Genomic DNA, 19780 nt, shown 5'->3' on the forward strand with positions numbered 1-19780 from the left:
TTAGGAAATTTTACGATGTTTATGAACTACAACGCTGGTCAAGGCGAACTGAAAAACTGGATCGTTGAGGAAACCGCGTTTGACTCAGCATTCCAAGGCAAATGTGAAGTTGTTATGAGCCAAGGTAACGGCTACATGGGTGCGCGTAGTGCAACGGAAGAAAAATACGTTGGCCAGACTCGCAACCTGTTCGTTGCTGGTACGTACAACAAGTTCGATGAAGAAGAAGTAACTGAACTGCCAAACGCAGCTGACATGAGTGCGATTGAAATCTTCATCGACGGCCGCCGCTTCCACCTTGAAGCAGGCGAAGTGAGCAACTATTCACGCCGCTTGAACGTGAAAAACGGCGAGCTGACTCGTGAGTTCACATGGAAAAATACCGAAGGCAAGAGCTTCGAGATGCGCTTCCGTCGCTTCTTCTCACAAGCGAACCTTCACCTGATGGCATTTGATGTGCAGGTGAAAGCCCTGGACAGCGATGCGAAAATCGAAATCCGCTCGGGTGTTGATGCCCAGCTTTCGAACTCTGGCGCACAGCACTTCCACGAAGGCGAAAAGCGTATTTACGACAAGCGTTTCATCGAGCTTCTGCAGCACACCACTGAAAGCAAGGTAGATTTCGTCTTCCTGACGTCACACCGCTACTTCGTCAACGGCCAAGAGACTGAAATCGACCCGGGCCTACAGATGGACCGCCGTAAAGTATGGCTGAACATCCACCACGACCTGAAAGCGGGTGAAACGTTCGGTACGGAAAAAGTCGGTGTAGTACACACATCTCGCGACAAGCAGTTCGATGTTGAAGGCTACGAGCTACAGTCGCTACGTGACCACGCACTGACAAACCTTAAGACTAACGCTGACCGCAGCTTTGATGAGCTACTTGAAGAAAGTGCGGCAGAGTGGGACAAGCGCTGGGCAGGCATGAACATCACTATCGGTGGCTCTGACTTTGACCAGTTGGCAATCCGTTTCGCCCAGTACCAGCTAAACATCTTTACCCCAATGCACGACTCTCGCTTCGGTATCGGCGCGAAAGGCCTGTCTGGCGAAGGCTACAAAGGCCACTCGTTCTGGGATACAGAAGTATTCATGTTGCCGTTCTTCATCTACACCATGCCTGAAGTTGCTCGCAGCCTGCTTGAGTACCGCTTCAAGACTCTAGATGGCGCGCGCAAGAAAGCGAAAGACAACGGCTACATTGGTGCGCAGTTCCCATGGGAATCAGCACTAACAGGTGAAGAAGTAACGCCTGTATGGGGTGCCGTTGACATCATCACTGGTAAATCAACCAAGATCTGGTCTGGCTTTATCGAGCAGCACATCACTTGTGACATCACTTATGCCCTATGGCAGTACTACCAGATCACCGGTGACCAGAAGTTCATGGATGACATGGGCTACGAGATCATGTTCGATACCGCGACTTTCTGGACTAGCCGCCTGGAGTGGCTGGAAGATCGCAACATGTGGGGTATTTGTAACGTAATCGGTCCGGATGAGTACAAAGAGCACATCGATAACAACGCCTTCACCAACTACATGGCGGTGGAAAACATCAAGCTGGCGATCCGCTACTACGAAGACCTTGAGCAGTCTAACCCAGAGCTACTGGCGAAACTGTCTGACAAGCTGAACCTAGTAGAAGCACGCAAGATGTGGCTAGAGCGCGTCGATAACGTTTACCTGCCACAGCCGCGCCCTGAAGATAAGGTAATCCCGCAGGATGACACTTACCTACAGAAAGAAATCATCGATCTGACCAAGTACAAAGAGCAGCCATTCGTTGGTGGCCTGTTCCAGGACTACAACCTTGAGCAGGTTAACGAGATGCAGGTTTCCAAGCAGGCCGACATCATGGTGCTGTTCCTGCAGCAGGAAGACAAGTTCGACCTGGAAACCAAGCTGGCGAACTGGAACTACTACGAGCCGAAGACACTGCATGACTCGTCGCTGAGCCTGTCTACCCACTCGGTATTGGCTTCGGATGTAGGCAACGCTGAACTGTCTTACGACCTATACCAGCAGGCGGCAGGCATCGATATTGGCCAGAACATGAAGAGCTCTGATCACGGTATCCACGCGGCGTCTATCGGCGGTATGTGGCAGTGTGTGGTATACGGCTTCGGTGGCGTTCGTATGCTGGGCGGCAAGCTTCGCATCAACCCTAACCTACCTAAGCAGTGGGACAGCCTGAACTTCCCAATCTACTGGAAAGGCGAGCGTCTAGAAGTCACTGTCGATCAGGAAACAGTACAAATTGTCCGCCCTGAATTTACAGGTCAGGCACTGGAAATCGAAGTGGCAGGTGAGCCACGTGTTATCGAATCGACTGAGGTAACTTTCAATGTGTAAGGCATTTATTTTCGACCTGGATGGTGTGATCACCGATACCGCTGAGCTGCATTACAAAGCGTGGCAGCGTATGGCCGACGAAGAAGGTTACTACTTCGATCGTGAAATCAATGAACAGCTGCGCGGCGTATCTCGCCGTGCATCATTGGAAATTATTCTTAACGGCCGTGAGATCAGCGAGGAGAAAATCGCTGACCTGATGGAGCGTAAGAACAACTACTACGTTGAGCTGCTGAGCTCTATCACGGCAGCAGATGTGCTACCGGGCATCGAACAGTTCCTGCTTGAGCTTAATGCGCGCGGTATCAAGGTTGCGCTGGCATCGGCAAGCAAGAATGCCCGCCCAATCCTGCACCGTTTGGGCCTGACGCCATTGTTTGATGCAATTGGTGATGGCTGGTCGGTAAACCGCTCTAAGCCTGCGCCAGATGTATTCATCCACGCAGCGGGCCAGGTGGGTGTTAACGCCGATGAGTGTATCGTAGTGGAAGATGCTGAAGCCGGTGTTGATGCTGCGAAAGAAGCGGGTATGAAGGTTGTTGGCATCGGGCCGAAAGAGCGTGTTGGCCATGCGGACTGGGTTTGTGCAGACACCAGTAAGCTAGTGGTATCGCAGATTTTGGCGTAACGAGTAAGGATTCAGAGGTAAAAAATGGCGCGTTTAGAACTTAAGAACATCAACAAAATCTATCCTGATGGTGCCCACATCATCAAGGATGCCAACCTGGTAATCGAAGATGGCGAATTTACGGTTTTCGTCGGCCCATCAGGCTGTGGTAAATCGACCATGCTGCGAATGGTGGCAGGCCTTGAGGAAATTTCATCAGGCGAGATGCTGATCGACGGTGACCTGGTGAATACCCTGTCACCGACCGATCGCGGGATCGGCATGGTGTTCCAGTCTTACGCGCTATATCCGCACATGACAGTGTTCGAGAACATTGCCTTTGGCCTCAAACTGGCGAAGAAGCCTAAAGAGGAAATCGAGCAGGCAGTGAAGAACGTGGCCGAGATGTTGGAGCTGACCAAGCTACTGGGTCAGCGCCCAAGCCAACTTTCAGGAGGCCAGCGCCAGCGTGTGGCGATTGGCCGTGCCATTGTTCGTGACCCGAAGGTGTTCTTGCTCGATGAGCCATTGTCGAATCTGGACGCAGCACTGCGTGTTCGCATGCGTCTTCAGTTGGCGGATTACCACAAGAAGCTTAAATCTACCGTGATTTACGTGACTCACGATCAGGTAGAAGCCATGACACTGGCTGACAAGATTGTGGTACTGAAAGACGGTTTGGTTGAGCAGGTGGGTTCACCGCTGGATCTTTACTACTTCCCGAAAACCCTGTTTGTCGCAGGCTTCATCGGCTCACCGAAGATGAACCTGATCCCGGCAACACTCAAGCATGCCACAGAGGATCGCGCCACTGTTGAAGTGGGCGACTACACCTTTGAGGCGGAGGTGAATGCCGAGGCGGCAACTCAAGGCGCTTTGATGACACTGGGGATTCGTCCGGAAGATATCCACTTGGCTGAGAGTGGTGTCGGTGTCCGCGTTGAGGGTATGGAACGTTTGGGTACTGAATCGCTGCTTTACACCACGCTGCTGCGCGGTGGACAGGAGGTTCTGGTACGTGTACCGGGCACCGTGCATGTGGAAGTGGGCCAGCACCTGAATATCCATATTCCGGCGGAAAAATGTCACTTGTTTGATAGCAAGGGCAAGGCATTTACCCGTAGCTTTACGCTGGACGATTTAATTACCTTACCGCCACAAGTTCGCCAGGCCAGTTAATTCGGTTCTGACGAAGAGCGTCTGAAAGTCAAAATAAAAAGCCCGCTTGGCGGCGGGCTTAATATCCAACGTCTGAGTTAACTCATTGACGTTTAAGTATTCCTCAACCTGTTGGCGCAGGTTGAAAAAATTGTCCTGACAGCATGCGAGTCTGTTTGCAGGACAACAATACTCTGCCCGTTGGCGCGGGCAAAACATCTACTGTACGCAAAATTATAATAGGGAAATATTATGAATAAAACAGTCGTGGCAATGAGCTTGGCACTCATTTTCTCTGGACAAGCCTTAGCGGAAACTGAACAGGAAGCAGAAAACCAATCAACGCTAGTCCGTCTGGAAAACGAGGCTTCTAAAGCAGAGCTGCTAACGGCAACTAACGCACCGGCGAAAGAAGAGGGTCGCCTCCATGGTACGTTAGGAACCAATATTGAAGTAGAACGCGTGATCCGTGATGACGGAGTAAGCGAAGGTAAACTGAAATATACCCTGGCACAGGGTAGCTTCCGCCATGATGATCTTCCTGGCTGGGATTTTGGCTTTTACTCAGCGCGTGAAGAGCTGTTCAACGGTAACTTGAAACATGCTGACTACGACCGAGGTGTTAACTCAATCCAGGAAATCTGGGCAAACCGCAGCTACGGCCAAGACTGGGGTAGTGTTGGCTGGGGTGTAAAACTTGCCGGTGAATCTATCGACAAGCGTACAACACCGGAAGCTAAGGTATTTGGTAACTACAACATTACCGATCGCCTAGATATCCATGGTTATGCGATGTACCACGTAGAATACAACCGTGGTAGCAGTGAGTTCCCTTACTGGGAAATCGAACCTGGTTTCGGCTATAAAATTGCCGATAACATGGGAGCATGGCTGAACTTCCGCTACCAAGAAGGTACACTTAAGCCAAAATCAGGTGATAACTTTGTTGAAACAGAGACCATCATCAAGCCAGGTATTTGGTACAGCTGGGGTGACTTAAGTGCATCATTCTGGGGTGAATTCGGTAAATTTGAAAAAGAAAATGACCGTACTGGTGCCCACGAGTGGTCTGAAGACTACTGGAAGCTAGGTATCTCTGCGAACTATGCACTGAACAGCAGCTGGCGTGTCTTTGGTGAAGTGAGCTATAAAGATATCCAGTTCGAAGACAACAAGAACACTGAGTTCGATGGTTACATCCCGCTATTTATTGCCGGTATTAACTACAACTTCTAATTTTCCCTATTTTACTATTGATAATTTCAGGCTGTTTTCGCAGCCTGGAATAACAAATTCAACAAATATAATAAGTTACTGTTATATTTATTAAGAGAAAATTAATTAAGAATGTATATTGGACGTAAACTAAACCTTACTGCAAGCTGAAGTTTACGCGAATATGCATGAATTTACGTATATCACACATCTTTTTATTCGCTACACTCATTGTGTAGGCAATAATGCCGCTATATACGGATGTGGGGTATATGATGAAAAAACTATTATTGGCGTTAGTTTTGGTGGTACCAGCATTTGGGGTTTTGGCTTCATCATCAAGTTCTTCTAGTTCCTCTTCAGACAATGGCAGTATTTCTGGTAGGCATTCAGAGTCCTATCAAGTTTGTTATATCGATGGTAAAGCCATCATGTTGCAGCAAAATATGTGTTATGCCAAAGGCGGCAGCCTCGTAAAACCGAATTAATTAGTTTTAATTTTGCCATTTAAAATGCAAGCGATATTAATTTAAGCAGGCTTTTTATTTATATAAAAAGTCTGTTTGGCTATTTATTGTATTTCAGAATACTCCCCTAATAGTGCTATTGCCTATTGCCTATTGCCTATTGCCTATTGCCTATTGCCTATTGCCTATTGCCTATTTAAACCATAAATTAATGGCTGGACCTAAAGGAATAGGGTAACGGCTGTGTTAGACATGAAAGAGCTTCCCTCGATAAGAGCGCTTCGAACCTTTATCGCTGTCGCCAATCATTTGAGCTTTTCCAAGGCTGCCAGAGAGCTATCCCTTACCCAGGGGGCGGTGAGTAAGCAAATTGCCCAGCTAGAACAGCAATTGGGCCAGCCTTTGTTTGAACGCCACCTCAACGGGATCCGGTTATCCAGTGTGGGGTTGCGATATCTCCCACAGATTGCTGAAGCGTTAGAAGCGCTGCAAAATGCGACAGCCAGCCTGCGCCAACTCGATCAAGTTGAAGAAGTATTAACGGTCAATGTCACGCCTTCATTTGCCAGCTTGTGGTTGATACCAAAGATAAACGGTTTTGCCCAAGCCTTCCCCCATATCCAGGTGCATTTGAAAACGGGGGATGGCCAGGTTACTGACATCAGCACCGACAACGACATTATCATTCGCTGTTTACCACTCGCCAAACATTACGACAATGCCATTCTCCTGTGCTGTGAAACCCTCCGGCTGGTGGCATCAGCCAACCTGTTACAGCAAAAGCCAATCAGGCTCCTTGATGATTTAGCAAATCATGTTTTCCTCCCGCAGGTTACCCGTCCTCAATTATGGGAACAGTTCAAAATCCATCATGACATTGCATTCCCAGTGGACTTCTACGGTGTGGGGTTTGAGCATTTCTATTTGTCATTAGAGGCGGTGAGAAACCAGCTGGGCTTAGCTCTCTTGCCCGATTTTATGGTCGACGATTTACTTGCTGACCAGTCGCTATTCAACCCACTCAATTCTGCCATGGTCAGCCATTATGGCTATTACCTGATTGTGCCTCACTATAAACGCCATGCCCGCAAAGTGTGTGTGTTTACTCAGTGGCTTAGTGAGATGATGAGTGTTGAATATTCCTAGACTTAGGTGGATAGATTGAGAGTGTTGCTGCGCGGGGGCTACGGTCTTCGTGTTGTTTTAATAATACACTCTGTCTCCTTGATAATAAGTTGACGTGAACAAGTTAAGTTATTAGCCAAGTACCGTTTGAGCTGTTGTCCTATCTCAGTTGAGGCTGATACCCGAAAGCAACTCTGGTAGCCCCTTAATAGTTCCCTTTTGTCGTGGTCAAAAACGATATAGCGAATATTGGTATTGCGGTAGGATTTCAAAATTTCAATTAGATTAGATATTTTAATGTCGTTGTACTTACGCCCAGGTGTGCGCGAATCGTTTTCTGTTATCAGGTAAGCAGTTTTTAGCTCCATTTTTCACCTCGTTTTTTGGCTAGTCACTCTAGAAAGGGTTTCGCGGCGAAATTTGACGCTCGCGTAAGATACAAATTTCCATATTTGTGACAGAGTTAGAAAAGTACGCAGAAATGAAAGTTAAGTTCTTGCACGGAAAGTAACTTTATTCACAAAAAGTGGTGGGTATTGATAGGCAGGTTAATTGGGGCTTTAGTTGTTGGCAAAATTATCAATATAAGGTGCGATTTGGATAAATCGAGGTGAATTAGAAGAGAGGGAGAAAGAACTTACATTAGTAAAAGTAATGATACTCTGGGAAAGAAATCATTTAAGCGGGTGACAATCAATCGTTTTAACCCTTGATGTTCCGAACTCACAGTTCGGTGTGGTTTAATGCTCCTAAGTCGTTATTCGTGATCTTATCAGCAAATATTCTCCCCGATTGTGTTTACACTGCATTTTGATTAATGATTCGGTCTTTGTGCTGAATTAATCAAAATAAAAAGAATAATTGAATAATATTTCAATATTCCAATAGGTGTTCACACCATAGGAGAGATACGATGAAGAAGATGTCTATTACGCTGTTGAGTGCTGCCGTTTTGTCAGCACTTAGCATGAGTGCTAATGCGTGTACGGGTTTGATTGTCGGTAAGGGTGCCTCGGTAGACGGCAGCATTCTGATTGCCCGCAACGAAGACTTTGGCATAAATAACTGGAATAAACACCTTGCCTATCGCCCTCAGCAAATCAATGAGAAGGGCGATTGGACCTTGGGTAACGGGCTGGTTGTGCCAATGCCTACCCAGTTTTACGCTTACTCGGCAATTCCTGATTGGGATGCGCTGACGGTCGATAAAGAAGGCAAGTATTACGAAGAGCGCGGTATCAACCAGTACAACGTTGCCGTCTCTGCTACCACCAGTGCCGAGGTCAATGAAAAAGCCGCTAAAGCTGATCCATTAGTGAAGCCAGGGATTATTGAAGCAGTGATTCCTACACTTATCCTGCCGCAGGTGAAAACCGCCAAGCAAGGGGTCGAACTGCTGGGTCAATACATTGAAGAGTATGGTGCTGGCGAAGGGAACAGCTTGTACATTGCCGATGTTAATGAAGCTTGGCTGTTTGAAATCGGCTCGGGCCACCACTGGATTGCGGTGAAAGTGCCGGATGATAGCTATGCGATGATCGCCAATGGTTTACGTACCCATGGTGTTGATCTTGATGCGAAGGATGTGATGCACTCAGAAGGGCTGCTGGATTTTGTTAAGCAGCACAAGCTGCTTGATAAGCCAGATGCCAGCTCGTTCAACTTCGCCAAAGCCTTCGGGGTGATTGGTGATGTCTACAATGTCGACCGTGAGTGGTTGGGACAGTCGATGCTGACACCTTCACAGGTACAAGATACCCGTGAGCAGCAGTATCCACTGTTCATGAAGCCTGATGATAAGATTTCAGTAAAAGATGTCGCCAGTGTTTTGGGCTCAACCTATGAGGGAACAAAACTGGCTGACAAAGGTGAGAGGCCTATTCGAGTAGAACGCCAGCTTGAGTCGCATATTATTCAGCTTCGCCCTGACATGCCGCAGGAATTCCAGGGGATCATCTGGCAGAGCTACGGTGTGCTGTCCGAGTCTGTACTGGTGCCGCTATACACTAGCCTGCAAGAATACCCGACGCCTTACACGGTGGGGACGGATACTTACAGTGATGATTCGGCATACTGGCAGTTCCGCAGCCTGACCGCACTGGCAACGGCTAACCCGGATAAGTACCTGCCGATGCTCAAAGCGACCTGGGACAAGGAAGAGAGCAAACTGTACAAGCAAGTCAGCAATATGGATATGTTGCTCAAAGATATGTACAACCAGGATAAGGCGACGGCGGTAGAAATGGCATCGGATTTTTCATACGGTCAGCTGCAGCGTACCTTGAGCATGGCGACAGAGATTCGCTACAAGATGATGACGGACCTAACCAAGAGCACCGAGAAAAAATATAGCGAAGAAGAGTTCAAGAAGATCATGAGTCTTTAACTAATCATTGTTTGAGTAAGTCTGCTGCACTTAACCTTATTATTTCTGAAATGTTTGCCATCAATAAAAAGAGCGCATAGGCGCTCTTTTTTGGTTCAAGCATGTCATGCTGATAATCAAATTACATCAAGCCAACTTCTTTGTAGTATTTCGCTGCACCAGGGTGTAGCGGGGCAGAAAGACCGTCTCGGATCATTTCTTCTTTCTTCAAGTGGGCAAAGGCTGGGTGGAGTTTCTTGAAGTCGTCAAAGTTTTCGAATACCGATTTGACGATGTTGTACACTACGTCGTCAGAGACTGAGGTTGAGGAAACGAATGTCGCACCCACACCAAAGGTAGTGACATCAATGGCGTTGCCTTTGTACATACCGCCAGGTACTGTTGCGACGCGGTAGAAGCTGTTGTCCTCAATCAGCTTGTTCACCTTGTCACCGGCAACGGTAATGATTTTGCTATCGCAAGACGTTGTGGCTTCTTTGATAGCACCACTTGGGTGGCCGACGGTGTAGATCATGGCATCGATCTTGTTGTCGCAAAGTGCTTTTGACTGCTCAGAGGCTTTTAGCTCGGAAGCCAGTTTGAAGTCACCCATTTTCCAGTCATATCTTTCCATCAGCACTTCCATGGTACCGCGTTGGCCTGAGCCAGGGTTACCAATATTGACGCGCTTGCCTTTGAGATCTTCGAAGGTCTTGATCCCCGAATCGGCGCGGGCAACGATGGTGAACGGTTCTGGATGGATAGAGAATACAGCACGCAGATCTTTGTATGCCCCGTTGTCGGCAAACTTGCTGGTGCCGTTGTAGGCATGGTATTGCCAGTCAGACTGGGCGATACCCAGATCGAGCTCACCGGCACGGATAGTATTGATGTTGTAGATGGAGCCACCGGTACTTTCGACCGAGCAGCGGATATTGTGATCTTTTCTGTCTTTATTGACCAAGCGGCAGATTGCCCCACCTGTTGGGTAATACACCCCAGTCACGCCACCGGTACCTATGGTGACAAAACGGCTTTCGGCAAATGATAGCGTTGAGGTACCCAGTAAAACAGCGGCGCCGGTGTAGGCAAGAAGCTTGTTGATAGATCCCATAGAAGTCCCTTTTGATGAGTTATACGCAAAAAGCAAAGCCAATGTTACTGCTCCTGGCTAAGCAGTGAGAAGCTGGCGAAAATGGTTAGCATCAAGGGTTGCGAGACCTATTTGCGTGGCGGTTTCGGCAAGGTTAGCCACTTGTTCTGCGTTGCTTGAGACTAATGTACCTTGATGATTAACATGGTTATTTTCAAAGCCAACTCGAATATCTCCACCCATAATCATAGACGCTGTCAGGCAAAGGTGTTCATATTTTCCAAAAGCGCAAACTGCCCAGCGTTTTTCATGGTCAAACAACCGCTGTTGCAGGAAAGGTGAGAGATCTTGCGGTGAGGCGATTTGGTGTTTGTCGTAGCGGCCAAGCACCAGCAAGATATGGTGGTTATAGGCAGGCAGTAGCCCTTGTTCTAGCATCGCAAAGTAGCGTTCGAGATCTTGCGGGCTGTAGAGAATGTATTGGGCGATGATCCCCTGCTCGGCAATCCCGTGGAAAAAGCCGCTTGCCTTATCAAGGTAGGCAATATCATTGTGGTGGCGTTCGGGGATTAATTCGCTAAGCGCCAAGGAGGCCGCTTCCGGCCTTACTTCGTTGATCAAGGCCATCTGTTGGTTGGGGGAGTATTGCCCGACAGCTTCCGTGGTTAACTGGACAATAATGCTTTCACCCACTTGCTCTTTTAGAGCTTGGTAGAGGTGGAGGTTATCGTCGATCGCCAAAGAATGCTTGCCTTCTTTATCCCTGGCATGGAGGTGTACCATCGCCGCCCCTGCGTCGCGGCAGGCGATAACCTCGTCGATGATTTCCTGCTGCGCCATTGGCAGGGCTGGGTGGTCGGCCTTGTTTTTCCTTGCCCCGTTAGGCGCCACAATTATCGCTGTCTGACCGATAGAGAGCCTGTTTTCCATTAGTTTGTTCCTTTCCTGTCTTTTAAACATACCCCATAGCCCAGCAACTACATCCACTGTGCTGACGCTTGTAATAATGAGGCATGGAGCTTGTGGACCAGTTCATCCAGTTGGTGCTCTTCGATAATGAAAGGCGGCGCAAGCAATATGTGGTGACCAGTTTTGCCGTCTATCGTGCCAGACATTGGATAGCACATCAGCCCGTTGGTCATGGCGGCTGATTTTATGGCCTTGTGCGCCTGTGAATGGATGGGCAGCGGAGCTTTCGATCGTTTGTCTACGACTAATTCTATGCCGATAAACAGCCCTTTGCCCCGGATATCTCCGATGTAGGGCAATCCCCCCAAGGTTTTGTTGAGTTTTGATATGAGTTGCTTGCCACGAAGTTTGACGTTATCGAGTAGGCCGTCATCGACAATGGTATCGACGGTTGCCAGTGCTGCGGCACATGCCATCGGGTGCCCCATAAAAGTGTGGCCGTGCTGGAAAAAACCGGAACCGTCTGCGATGGCCTGGTAGATGCTGTCATGGACGATGGCGGCGCCAATTGGCTGGTAACCAGCACCAAGCCCTTTGGCAACTGTGACGATGTCAGGCACGATGCCTTCTTGCTCAAAGGCGAAAAAGGTACCGGTACGGCCGATACCGCACATTACCTCATCAAGGATCAGTAACACATCATAAGTATCACAAATCTCCCTGATCCGCTTGAAATAGCCAGCGGTGGCAGGCAGCGCCCCTGCGGTTGCACCGACCACCGGCTCGGCTATGAATGCCATTACGTTGTCGGCTCCTAGCTCTAAGATCTGTTGTTCTAGCTCATTCGCGACCCTAAGGCTGTAAGCCAGCTCTGATTCTCCCGGCAGCTGATCGCGGTAAGCATAGCAAGGGGCTATATGGTGGGCTGCCGAGAGTATCGGCCTGAAAGGCTCTCGCCGCCACTCATTACCACCGACCGAAAGTGCACCGAGGGTATTGCCATGATAGCTCTGTCGACGGGCGATGAAGTGGCTTTTCGTTGGTTTACCCTTCTCGACAAAGTATTGCCGTGCCAATTTCAACGCCGCTTCTACCGCTTCGGATCCGCCGCTGACAAAGTAAGTGTGGTTCAAGGCGTCAGGTGCAAGCTCTGCCAGTCGTTTAGCCAGCTGCTCACTGCTATTGCTGGTGAAAAAACCGGAATGGACATAAGGAATGCTCTCTAACTGTTGGCTGATGGCCGCTTTTATCCTTAGGTGGTTATGGCCCAAATTCGAGACTGCAGCGCCACCGCAACCATCGAGGTATTGCTTTCCTTCGCTATCAGTCAGGTATATCCCTTGCCCACTAACCACTGTGGGGAGCGGCATATGGCAATGGCGGTGGAAAACATGGCTCATTATTAGATTCCTTGCATATCGTTAGTGACTTGATTGTTGAGCGAACCCAGACACTGTGGCAAACGAATAAAAGTGCAGGGGTATGAGGAAAAAGAATAGGGGGGCAAGAAAAGCATGGTTATAGCTAAATTTCAGGAGTTTTTCGTAAATTTTACGTTGTGCTGGCGTGTTTAGGTGAGATTTTAATGGCTTTAAGCCAATGGTGAAGAGGGTAAATAACTAAAATTGCTGTTTTTTGCACTTTGTTGATACTGTTGTTTTCTTTAATGTGATCGGGTTAACGTAAGCGTTTACGTTGATGGTGCATAATCTGCACCAACGAGATGGATTGATACGGAAGAAGAGCAAAACATGGCAGAGGCTTATCGCCCCAAACTCCATATGACGCCAAACCAAGGATGGATGAATGATCCTAACGGCTTGGTGCATTTCAACGGGCACTATCACCAATTTTACCAATACTACCCGCATGACACGGTATGGGGGCCAATGCACTGGGGCCACAAGATCAGTAAAGATCTGATCCAATGGCAGGAATTGTCTCCGGCACTCTACCCTGATGAGTCAGGAATGTGTTTTTCCGGCAGTGCGATTGTCGATTGGGACAATACGTCTGGGTTATTTGAACCGGGTAAGCCGGGACTGTTGGCCTTCTATACCTCGTTTATTCAGCCAGAGGTGACTTTGGCTGATGGCCGAAAGGTTGAAGATCCTATCCAGCAGCAATCTTTGGCCTATAGCCAAGACGGGGAAACGTGGCAGAAATACCTGGGCGGCCAGCCCATTATTCCAGCTAGGGGCAATCCTGACTTCCGAGACCCTAAGGTGATTTGGCACCAAGCGAGCAAAGCCTGGGTGATGGTGGTGTCTTGTGGTCAGCATATTGAATTTTATCGCTCGACAAATTTACTCGACTGGCAGTTGGTCAGTGAATTCGGCTACCGCCATGGTGCACACAGTAAAGGACCATGGGAATGTCCGGATTTATTCGAACTGAAAGTAGAAGGCAGTGAAGAGACCTGTTGGATATTGGTGGTGGGTATTGGTGAAGGGGCACATTGCGGTGGTGCAGGTACCCAGTACTTCATCGGTGATTTCGATGGTGAAACCTTTACTAACCGTAATCATCCTGAAGAAACGCTGTGGCTCGACTTTGGCCGAGATTATTACGCAACCCAATCTTTCTCAGATATTCCGAGTGAAGATGGACGCCGTATTGTCAGTACCTGGATGAGCAATCACCAATATTCACTGGAATTGCCAACCCAGGCTTTTCGCAGCTCGATGGCTCTGCCGCGCGAGCTCTTCTTGTTCCAAAGCTCAGCAGGGCTGCGGGTTGGTCAGCGTTTTGTCCGTGAACTCGGTACTGTTTTGGAACACGAGCCCGTTGAGGCTCTTATTGAAGAATTACCGGTATCCGGGCAGTCGACAGTATTACTGGGCAGCCAGAGCTCGGTAATGAAGTGCGAGTTTGAGGCGGCGCTTGACCAAGGGCAAACCTTGTCTGTTGCGCTGTTTGAAGATCAGGAGCTTGAGTTTCAATTTACTCGCCTTGATGACGGTCTGCAGGTACGTTCGCTGCGCAATGGCCAATTTGGCATGGCACGTATCGATGAACATTACCCCCATGATTATGCAGTGGAATTGCCCGTGGCGATTGAGGTGGATGATGTATTTACCGTAACAGCCTTGGTAGATAAAGGCTCGGTCGAGCTACTGATAAACGGTGGTGAGTTCAGTTTTACCAATTTGGCTTTTGCCCGAAATACGGAGGCGAAATGTGCCATCAGCGTCGAACGAGGCGAACTGCCAGTCCGTAATCTGGTATTGGCGTCTTTGGTTGGTAAGCTGGAAGAGGGTGAGGAGCCAGAAGGGCTAGAGCAATTAGAAGGAACAGGGAAAACAAAAGCGCAAGGAGAGCTGTCATGCTAACGACTCAACAGGCAGAAAAAGCATTGAGCCAGGTACTTGAGTTTATCGAGCTACCTAAGTTGACCAAAAAAGACGAGCAGGCGTTTCTAAAACGCCTGGATGAACACTTCCCGGCTTTGGTGATCAAGCTGCATCAGCTTTACGGTGAGCGTTATGATTTTTTCCTTCACCTCCAGCAGCTGGTGGTGGTGTTGGCCAAGGCGTTTGCTGCCCGTAAGCGCAAGTGGAAGAATTTGGATGAAAGCCGCCTTAAATCACCAACCTGGTACCGCGACGAGAAAATGTTAGGGATGGCGGTGTATGTTGATTTGTTTGCCGGTGATCTGAAAAAACTCAAAGCTAAGATCCCATACCTCAAGTCAATGGGGATCACTTACCTTCACTTGATGCCACTATACAAAGCGCCGGAAGGAGACAGTGACGGCGGGTATGCTGTGTCTGATTACCGCTTGGTCAACCCTAAGCTGGGTTCTGAAAAAGATCTGGTTGCCCTTGCAGACGCCTTGTCGGCAGAAGGGATCAGCCTAGTGCTGGATTTTGTCTTCAACCATACTTCAGACGAGCACCGTTGGGCGGAAGCAGCAAAAGCTGGCGATCCTGAATTCAAAGACTTCTACTACTTCTTCAAAGACAAACAAGAGGTGGATGATTACAACCAGACTTGTCGTGAAATTTTCCCGACAGTGCGCCGTGGCAGCTTTACCTTCCTCGAGTCACAGCAAGAGTGGGTGTGGACGACATTCAATAGCTTCCAGTGGGATCTTAATTATGCCAACCCAGCGGTTTTTAATGCGATCACCGATGAGATGCTGTTCTTGGCTAACATTGGCTGTGAAGGGCTTCGCTTGGACGCACTGGCGTTTATCTGGAAGGAAAAGTGGACCCAGTGCGAGAGTCTGCCGAAAGCCCATACTTTGATCCAGGCATTCAACAGCTGTTTGCAAATTGTCGCGCCTGCGGTGTTGTTCAAGTCAGAAGCGATCGTCCACCCGGATGAAGTGGCCCAGTACATCGGCAAGGATGAGTGCCAGCTGTCTTACAACCCATTGATGATGGCCTTGATGTGGGAGAGCCTGGCGACCCGCGAGACCAAGTTGCTAACCGCGTCGCTGAAAAAGAGCTTTGAGATTTCACCGGACTGCAGTTGGGTAAACTATATCCGTTGCCACGATGATATCGGCTGGACGTTCGATGACGCCATCGCTGGCCAGCTTGGTATCAATGGCTTCGACCACCGTCGTTTCCTTAACCAATTCTATACTGGCCGATTCGACGGTTCGTTTGCCGAAGGTGTGCCGTTCCAGGAAAACCCGACCACGGGCGATTGCCGGGTGTGCGGTTCGCTTGCATCGCTGGCAGGGCTGGAGCGTGCCTTGGAGCAAGACAATAACCTGTTGATTGAGCTGGCACTCAAGCGAATCCGCTTGCTCAACAGTATTAACCTGAGTATTGGTGGTATTCCGCTGATTTACCAAGGCGATGAGCTGGGCATCCTCAACGATCACAGCTACCTAGAAGATAGTAGCAAGGTCGATGACGCCCGCTGGGTGAACCGCCCTGCTGTTACCGAAGACGCTATTGCCAAAGCGCAGTTACCGGGCTCGTTTGAGGCGTCGGTGAATCAGTCGCTAAAAGCAATGATCAAGCTTCGTCAGGACAATGAAGTGTTTGGGGCTTCCCGCACAGAGATCCTGGAAACTTACAATCCACACTTGTTTGCTTATGTCCGCTTAAATGACAACGACCAGAAAATGCTGGCTATCTGTAACTTCAGCGAGCAAGAGCAACAGGTTCCGTTTTCAATCACCGATATTTTAGCCACTGCATCTGTGCTAGATATTTTGAATCACTCCCCTTTGCAACCTACGGATCAGATTACGCTGGGGGCGTATGACGTGAAATGGTTGGTACCTGCCTAACTGGTAATTAGGGATACCCCGCAACATTGTGTTCTTTGGCCGGTAAGCGTTGAGTGACTCGCTACCGGCCTTTTTTACAGTGCAAAGGCATCCGTCAGATGGCTGCCATCAAGCCCTTTGAGGAACTCCGGGTATTCGGGGATCTTGTTCAGAACTTGCTGGTAATAGTTTGATACCTTGTTCCAACTCATATATTCATCAGCAGGATCGTCGGTAAAAGGGAACAAAACCGGTTGTTCGTTAAGTAGCATTCTGACCCGGAGATCGCTCGGGTTTTGCTTGTTTCTTACCAACTGCCAAATGATATTACCGGCCATTGGCATTTGTCCCCAGTTGTACCAACTGACTAGCCTGTCGCAGTCAAACCCTTCATCTTTCAATAGATCGAGTCCGATCAACATGAATGTGATCCCGGCGGTATGGCCGATATGGCACTCAACATCAACACCGCTTGATGGTGAAGTAGCTGCCGTTTGGCTGGAGGTGAGGAAATGCTCCAGCATCGATTTCCCCATGACTTTGTGTATACCTTGATTGATCAGTGAATTACCACGCAGATAATACTGCTCCTGACAAAAAAGGGTTCGGACCCAGTGGTAACTGTCCATGCCATTTGGAGATTCACACATATGGGTCTGTAGTCGGTTGTAGGTACCGCTGAGGACATTGATTGAGGCTTCATGCTGGCATATCTTCAACAGCGCAAACATTGCCCGGCCGACAGATACCGTATCTAGACCAACCACATATTGCGCGATGAACGCCTTGAGCGAAGACGGCACCTTGGCAAAATGCTCGTTGAAACAATTTTCCCTGGCAAGGTAAACCATCGAGCGGTTAACACCATGGTATTGGCTGTAATATGGGGATGAGGGGCTGTTGTCATGGGGGTTGATGATATTGGCCATGATCTTACCTAGTCTGACCGTGGTGAGTTTTCGCTTTTCCCCCATACCACTGAGTAAGCTTTCCTGGCTTTGCTGAGTTCTCAGTTTGCAGGCATTGGCTGCCACGACCAGCAAACTATCTTTTTCAAACTGCTCGGCAATACGCTTACCGATATTCTTCAATTGCTGGACACCGAATCGGGTAATGCTGCCAGCATTGTCGAGGTCACCTAGCGATTGCATCTGGTCGAGTTGACTAAGTAACTGTTGCCCTTGTTCGGTTAACTGCCCTCGGACAAGCGTATTTTTTAGTGCCTTTAGCCAAACGTCCATACTTTCATGGCTGCCGGTCGCAAAGCGCGAACCCTGAGTGCCGAAATAGTTGACATGTATTAGTTCGAATTGGTCGTCGATTTCAAGTTGGGATGACAGCACCTTGGTTTCTACCGGGTAGGGTGTTTGATTGAACAGGCAGTATGACCAATGGAATGAATCACCGGCCCAAAGAGGCAGAGGTTGTGGCATGCGAACTCCAGAATGATGCAAAATACCGTTACTTAGTGGATGGTCAGGGCAAGTGAGAAGGCAGATAAAGAATATGCTGTTGGCCTTTTATCCTGCGACGGTCTGAGACTTGCTACTGAAACTCAAATAGTAATAGCAAGCCTTGCTAATTTTTACTTTAATTTCGATAAAAGAGAATATAGCAATTGATTATTGCATTTTTGTTTCTTTCGGCTTGAAGTGCTTGTGTCTAATATTACAGTACTGAAATATAAATTATGGGTTTTAGTTTGTTTTTTTAGCTTGTGGGTAATATTTTGCTTAATTTTGAAATATAAGTGAAATATAAGCCTGTGATGTAACTCTACTATATGTTTGTTTTTATCAAAACGTCATTTAAACAACACTCTAGAGAAATGAAATTGAAATAATATAAAAATAACCTTCTCAGCCATAAATTATCCAATTAATAAAAGCCAAAAATCACTTTTGGTGTTGTTGTTTTAATTTTTAGCCTGAGAGTACAGTCATGAGAAAAATGGGATATGGGTTATCACTAATGCTTCTGTCAATGAATAGCTTTGCCGCGACGGAAGTTTCATGGTGGCATAATATGGGCGGGCAACGAGGTGAAGCATTAAATCAAATTGTTATTGATTTCAATGAATCACAATCGGAGTATAAAGTTTCGCCTGTATTTAAAGGAGCAGAAACACTAACTGCCGGTATTGCTGCATTCCGTGCCAATGAAGCGCCTAACATGATGCTAATTAATGAAGTGGGCTCTGCCATGCTAATTAATGCTCCTGATGTGGTGAAACCGTTTGAAGAATTAATGACTCGTAATGGATATGACTTTGAAATAGAAGGATACCTGCCGGGAGTGCGTTATATGTACGCGGATAAAGAAGGCCAGATGATTGGTTTTCCGTTTAGCGTATCTACACCAGTGATGTACTACAACAAAGATATCCTTGACGAGGTGGGAGTGGAAGTTCCTCGCACCTTCGAGCAATTTGAGGAAGTTGCCGGAACTCTTAAAGATGAGGGTTATGAAGCTCTTACTCAATCCATGACAACATGGATCATGGTTGAAAGTTTCGTTTCAAGCAGTAACTTGCCATTGGCGAACCAAAGCAATGGTTATGATGGTCCGTCGACAGAGATCTATCTGGCTTCGGATGAAATGGTTCAGCACTTCACCAAATTGAAAGAGTGGAATGACAAAGGTTACTTTGGTTACTACGGCAGTGACTGGGGAGCGAATCAAACCCCGTTTGAGAGCGGTGATGTAGCTATGTGGCTGGGCTCTTCAAGCAACTATGAAGGGGTAAGGCAAACTGTTGATTTTGAACTTGGTGCGACCTTCCTTCCGTACTGGCAATCAATCACTGATGAGCCTTATCACACCTTTACCGGTGGCGGTGCTGTCTTTGCCCTTAATACCGGTGACGATAAGCAGGAAAAAGCGGTGGCGGCATTTTTGAATTACCTTACCCAACCTGAGACCCAAGCCAAATGGCATACGACAACGGGTTATGTACCAGCGACAGAAGCCGCTTACCAATTGGTGAAGCAGTCTGGTTATTACGATGAAAACCCAGGTCAGGAAATTGGTATTCAGCAATTTAGCCTGAAATCAGGGGAATGGTCTAAAGGTTTGCGCCTTGGTTACTACCAGCAAATTCGTACTGTGATGGATCGTGAGTTTGATAAATTGTTCAGTGGCCAAAGCTCTGTTGAACAGGCGTTGAACAAAGCTCAACAGGATAGCTCGGTTCTATTACAGCGTTATAAGCGTACTGTTCAGTAACTTACAGTCGGGTTACCTACTTTTTGCT

14 protein-coding genes are annotated in these 19780 nt (G+C 48.1%); 10 read left to right on the plus strand and 4 right to left on the minus strand.

Translation table 11 applies throughout. The annotated features are described in order from the left end of the window. Positions 1-15: 15 nt before the first annotated feature. The 7 genes from ACXAGQ_RS23675 (at position 16) to ACXAGQ_RS23705 (ending at position 9316) form a co-directional block, all read left to right on the plus strand. A complete protein-coding gene (locus ACXAGQ_RS23675) occupies positions 16-2358 on the plus strand; it encodes a glycoside hydrolase family 65 protein (protein WP_475257262.1) in 2343 nt (780 codons plus the stop codon). Next, positions 2351-2986 (plus strand): beta-phosphoglucomutase, encoded by a 636-nt coding sequence (gene pgmB, locus ACXAGQ_RS23680; protein ID WP_475257264.1) that lies wholly within the window; start codon positions 2351-2353, stop codon positions 2984-2986. Before ACXAGQ_RS23675 ends, pgmB begins: the two co-directional genes overlap by 8 nt. Positions 2987-3010: 24 nt before the next feature. Next, positions 3011-4144: an ABC transporter ATP-binding protein gene (locus ACXAGQ_RS23685; RefSeq protein ID WP_475257265.1), complete on the plus strand. Its 1134-nt coding sequence runs from the start codon at positions 3011-3013 to the stop codon at positions 4142-4144. A 231-nt stretch (positions 4145-4375) separates the two neighbouring features. Further along, on the plus strand, positions 4376-5359 hold the full coding sequence (locus ACXAGQ_RS23690) for an OmpG porin family protein (RefSeq protein ID WP_475257267.1): 984 nt from the start codon (positions 4376-4378) through the stop codon (positions 5357-5359). A gap of 254 nt (positions 5360-5613) precedes the next feature. Next, on the plus strand, positions 5614-5826 hold the full coding sequence (locus ACXAGQ_RS23695) for a hypothetical protein (protein ID WP_475257268.1): 213 nt from the start codon (positions 5614-5616) through the stop codon (positions 5824-5826). 222 nt (positions 5827-6048) lie between these two features. Next, a complete protein-coding gene (locus tag ACXAGQ_RS23700) occupies positions 6049-6951 on the plus strand; it encodes a LysR substrate-binding domain-containing protein (protein ID WP_475257269.1) in 903 nt (300 codons plus the stop codon). 892 nt (positions 6952-7843) lie between these two features. Then, on the plus strand, positions 7844-9316 hold the full coding sequence (locus tag ACXAGQ_RS23705) for a C69 family dipeptidase (protein WP_475257271.1): 1473 nt from the start codon (positions 7844-7846) through the stop codon (positions 9314-9316). Positions 9317-9437: 121 nt separating this feature from the next. On the opposite strand, the gene ACXAGQ_RS23710 is transcribed toward ACXAGQ_RS23705, so the two are convergent. The 3 genes from ACXAGQ_RS23710 to ACXAGQ_RS23720 are packed head-to-tail and all read right to left on the minus strand — an operon-like array spanning position 9438 to position 12697. Continuing rightward, the gene (locus ACXAGQ_RS23710) at positions 9438-10409 is read right to left on the minus strand and encodes a TAXI family TRAP transporter solute-binding subunit (RefSeq protein WP_475257273.1); all 972 of its coding nucleotides are present in this window, start codon (positions 10407-10409) and stop codon (positions 9438-9440) included. A gap of 57 nt (positions 10410-10466) precedes the next feature. Then, on the minus strand, positions 10467-11318 hold the full coding sequence (locus ACXAGQ_RS23715) for a beta-keto acid cleavage family enzyme (RefSeq protein WP_475257274.1): 852 nt from the start codon (positions 11316-11318) through the stop codon (positions 10467-10469). 47 nt (positions 11319-11365) lie between these two features. Beyond that, positions 11366-12697: an aspartate aminotransferase family protein gene (locus ACXAGQ_RS23720; protein WP_475257275.1), complete on the minus strand. Its 1332-nt coding sequence runs from the start codon at positions 12695-12697 to the stop codon at positions 11366-11368. A 351-nt stretch (positions 12698-13048) separates the two neighbouring features. Here ACXAGQ_RS23720 and ACXAGQ_RS23725 point away from each other — a divergent pair, with 351 nt between their 5' ends. Together ACXAGQ_RS23725 and ACXAGQ_RS23730 are read left to right on the plus strand one after the other, a co-directional pair. Then, positions 13049-14629, plus strand: a complete 1581-nt coding sequence (locus ACXAGQ_RS23725; RefSeq protein WP_475257276.1) for a glycoside hydrolase family 32 protein — start codon at positions 13049-13051, stop codon at positions 14627-14629. Continuing rightward, the gene (locus tag ACXAGQ_RS23730) at positions 14623-16548 is read left to right on the plus strand and encodes an alpha-amylase family glycosyl hydrolase (protein WP_475257277.1); all 1926 of its coding nucleotides are present in this window, start codon (positions 14623-14625) and stop codon (positions 16546-16548) included. Before ACXAGQ_RS23725 ends, ACXAGQ_RS23730 begins: the two co-directional genes overlap by 7 nt. Before the next feature lie 74 nt (positions 16549-16622). On the opposite strand, the gene ACXAGQ_RS23735 is transcribed toward ACXAGQ_RS23730, so the two are convergent. Further along, positions 16623-17960 carry a hypothetical protein gene (locus ACXAGQ_RS23735; protein ID WP_475257279.1) on the minus strand — a complete coding sequence of 446 codons (1338 nt, stop codon included), beginning with the start codon at positions 17958-17960 and terminating at the stop codon, positions 16623-16625. Positions 17961-18468: 508 nt separating this feature from the next. Between ACXAGQ_RS23735 and ACXAGQ_RS23740 the strand changes: the two genes are divergently transcribed. Next, positions 18469-19752: an extracellular solute-binding protein gene (locus tag ACXAGQ_RS23740; RefSeq protein ID WP_475257280.1), complete on the plus strand. Its 1284-nt coding sequence runs from the start codon at positions 18469-18471 to the stop codon at positions 19750-19752. Positions 19753-19780: the final 28 nt, after the last annotated feature.

Source organism: Photobacterium sp. ABD4_091 (genome assembly GCF_056160145.1).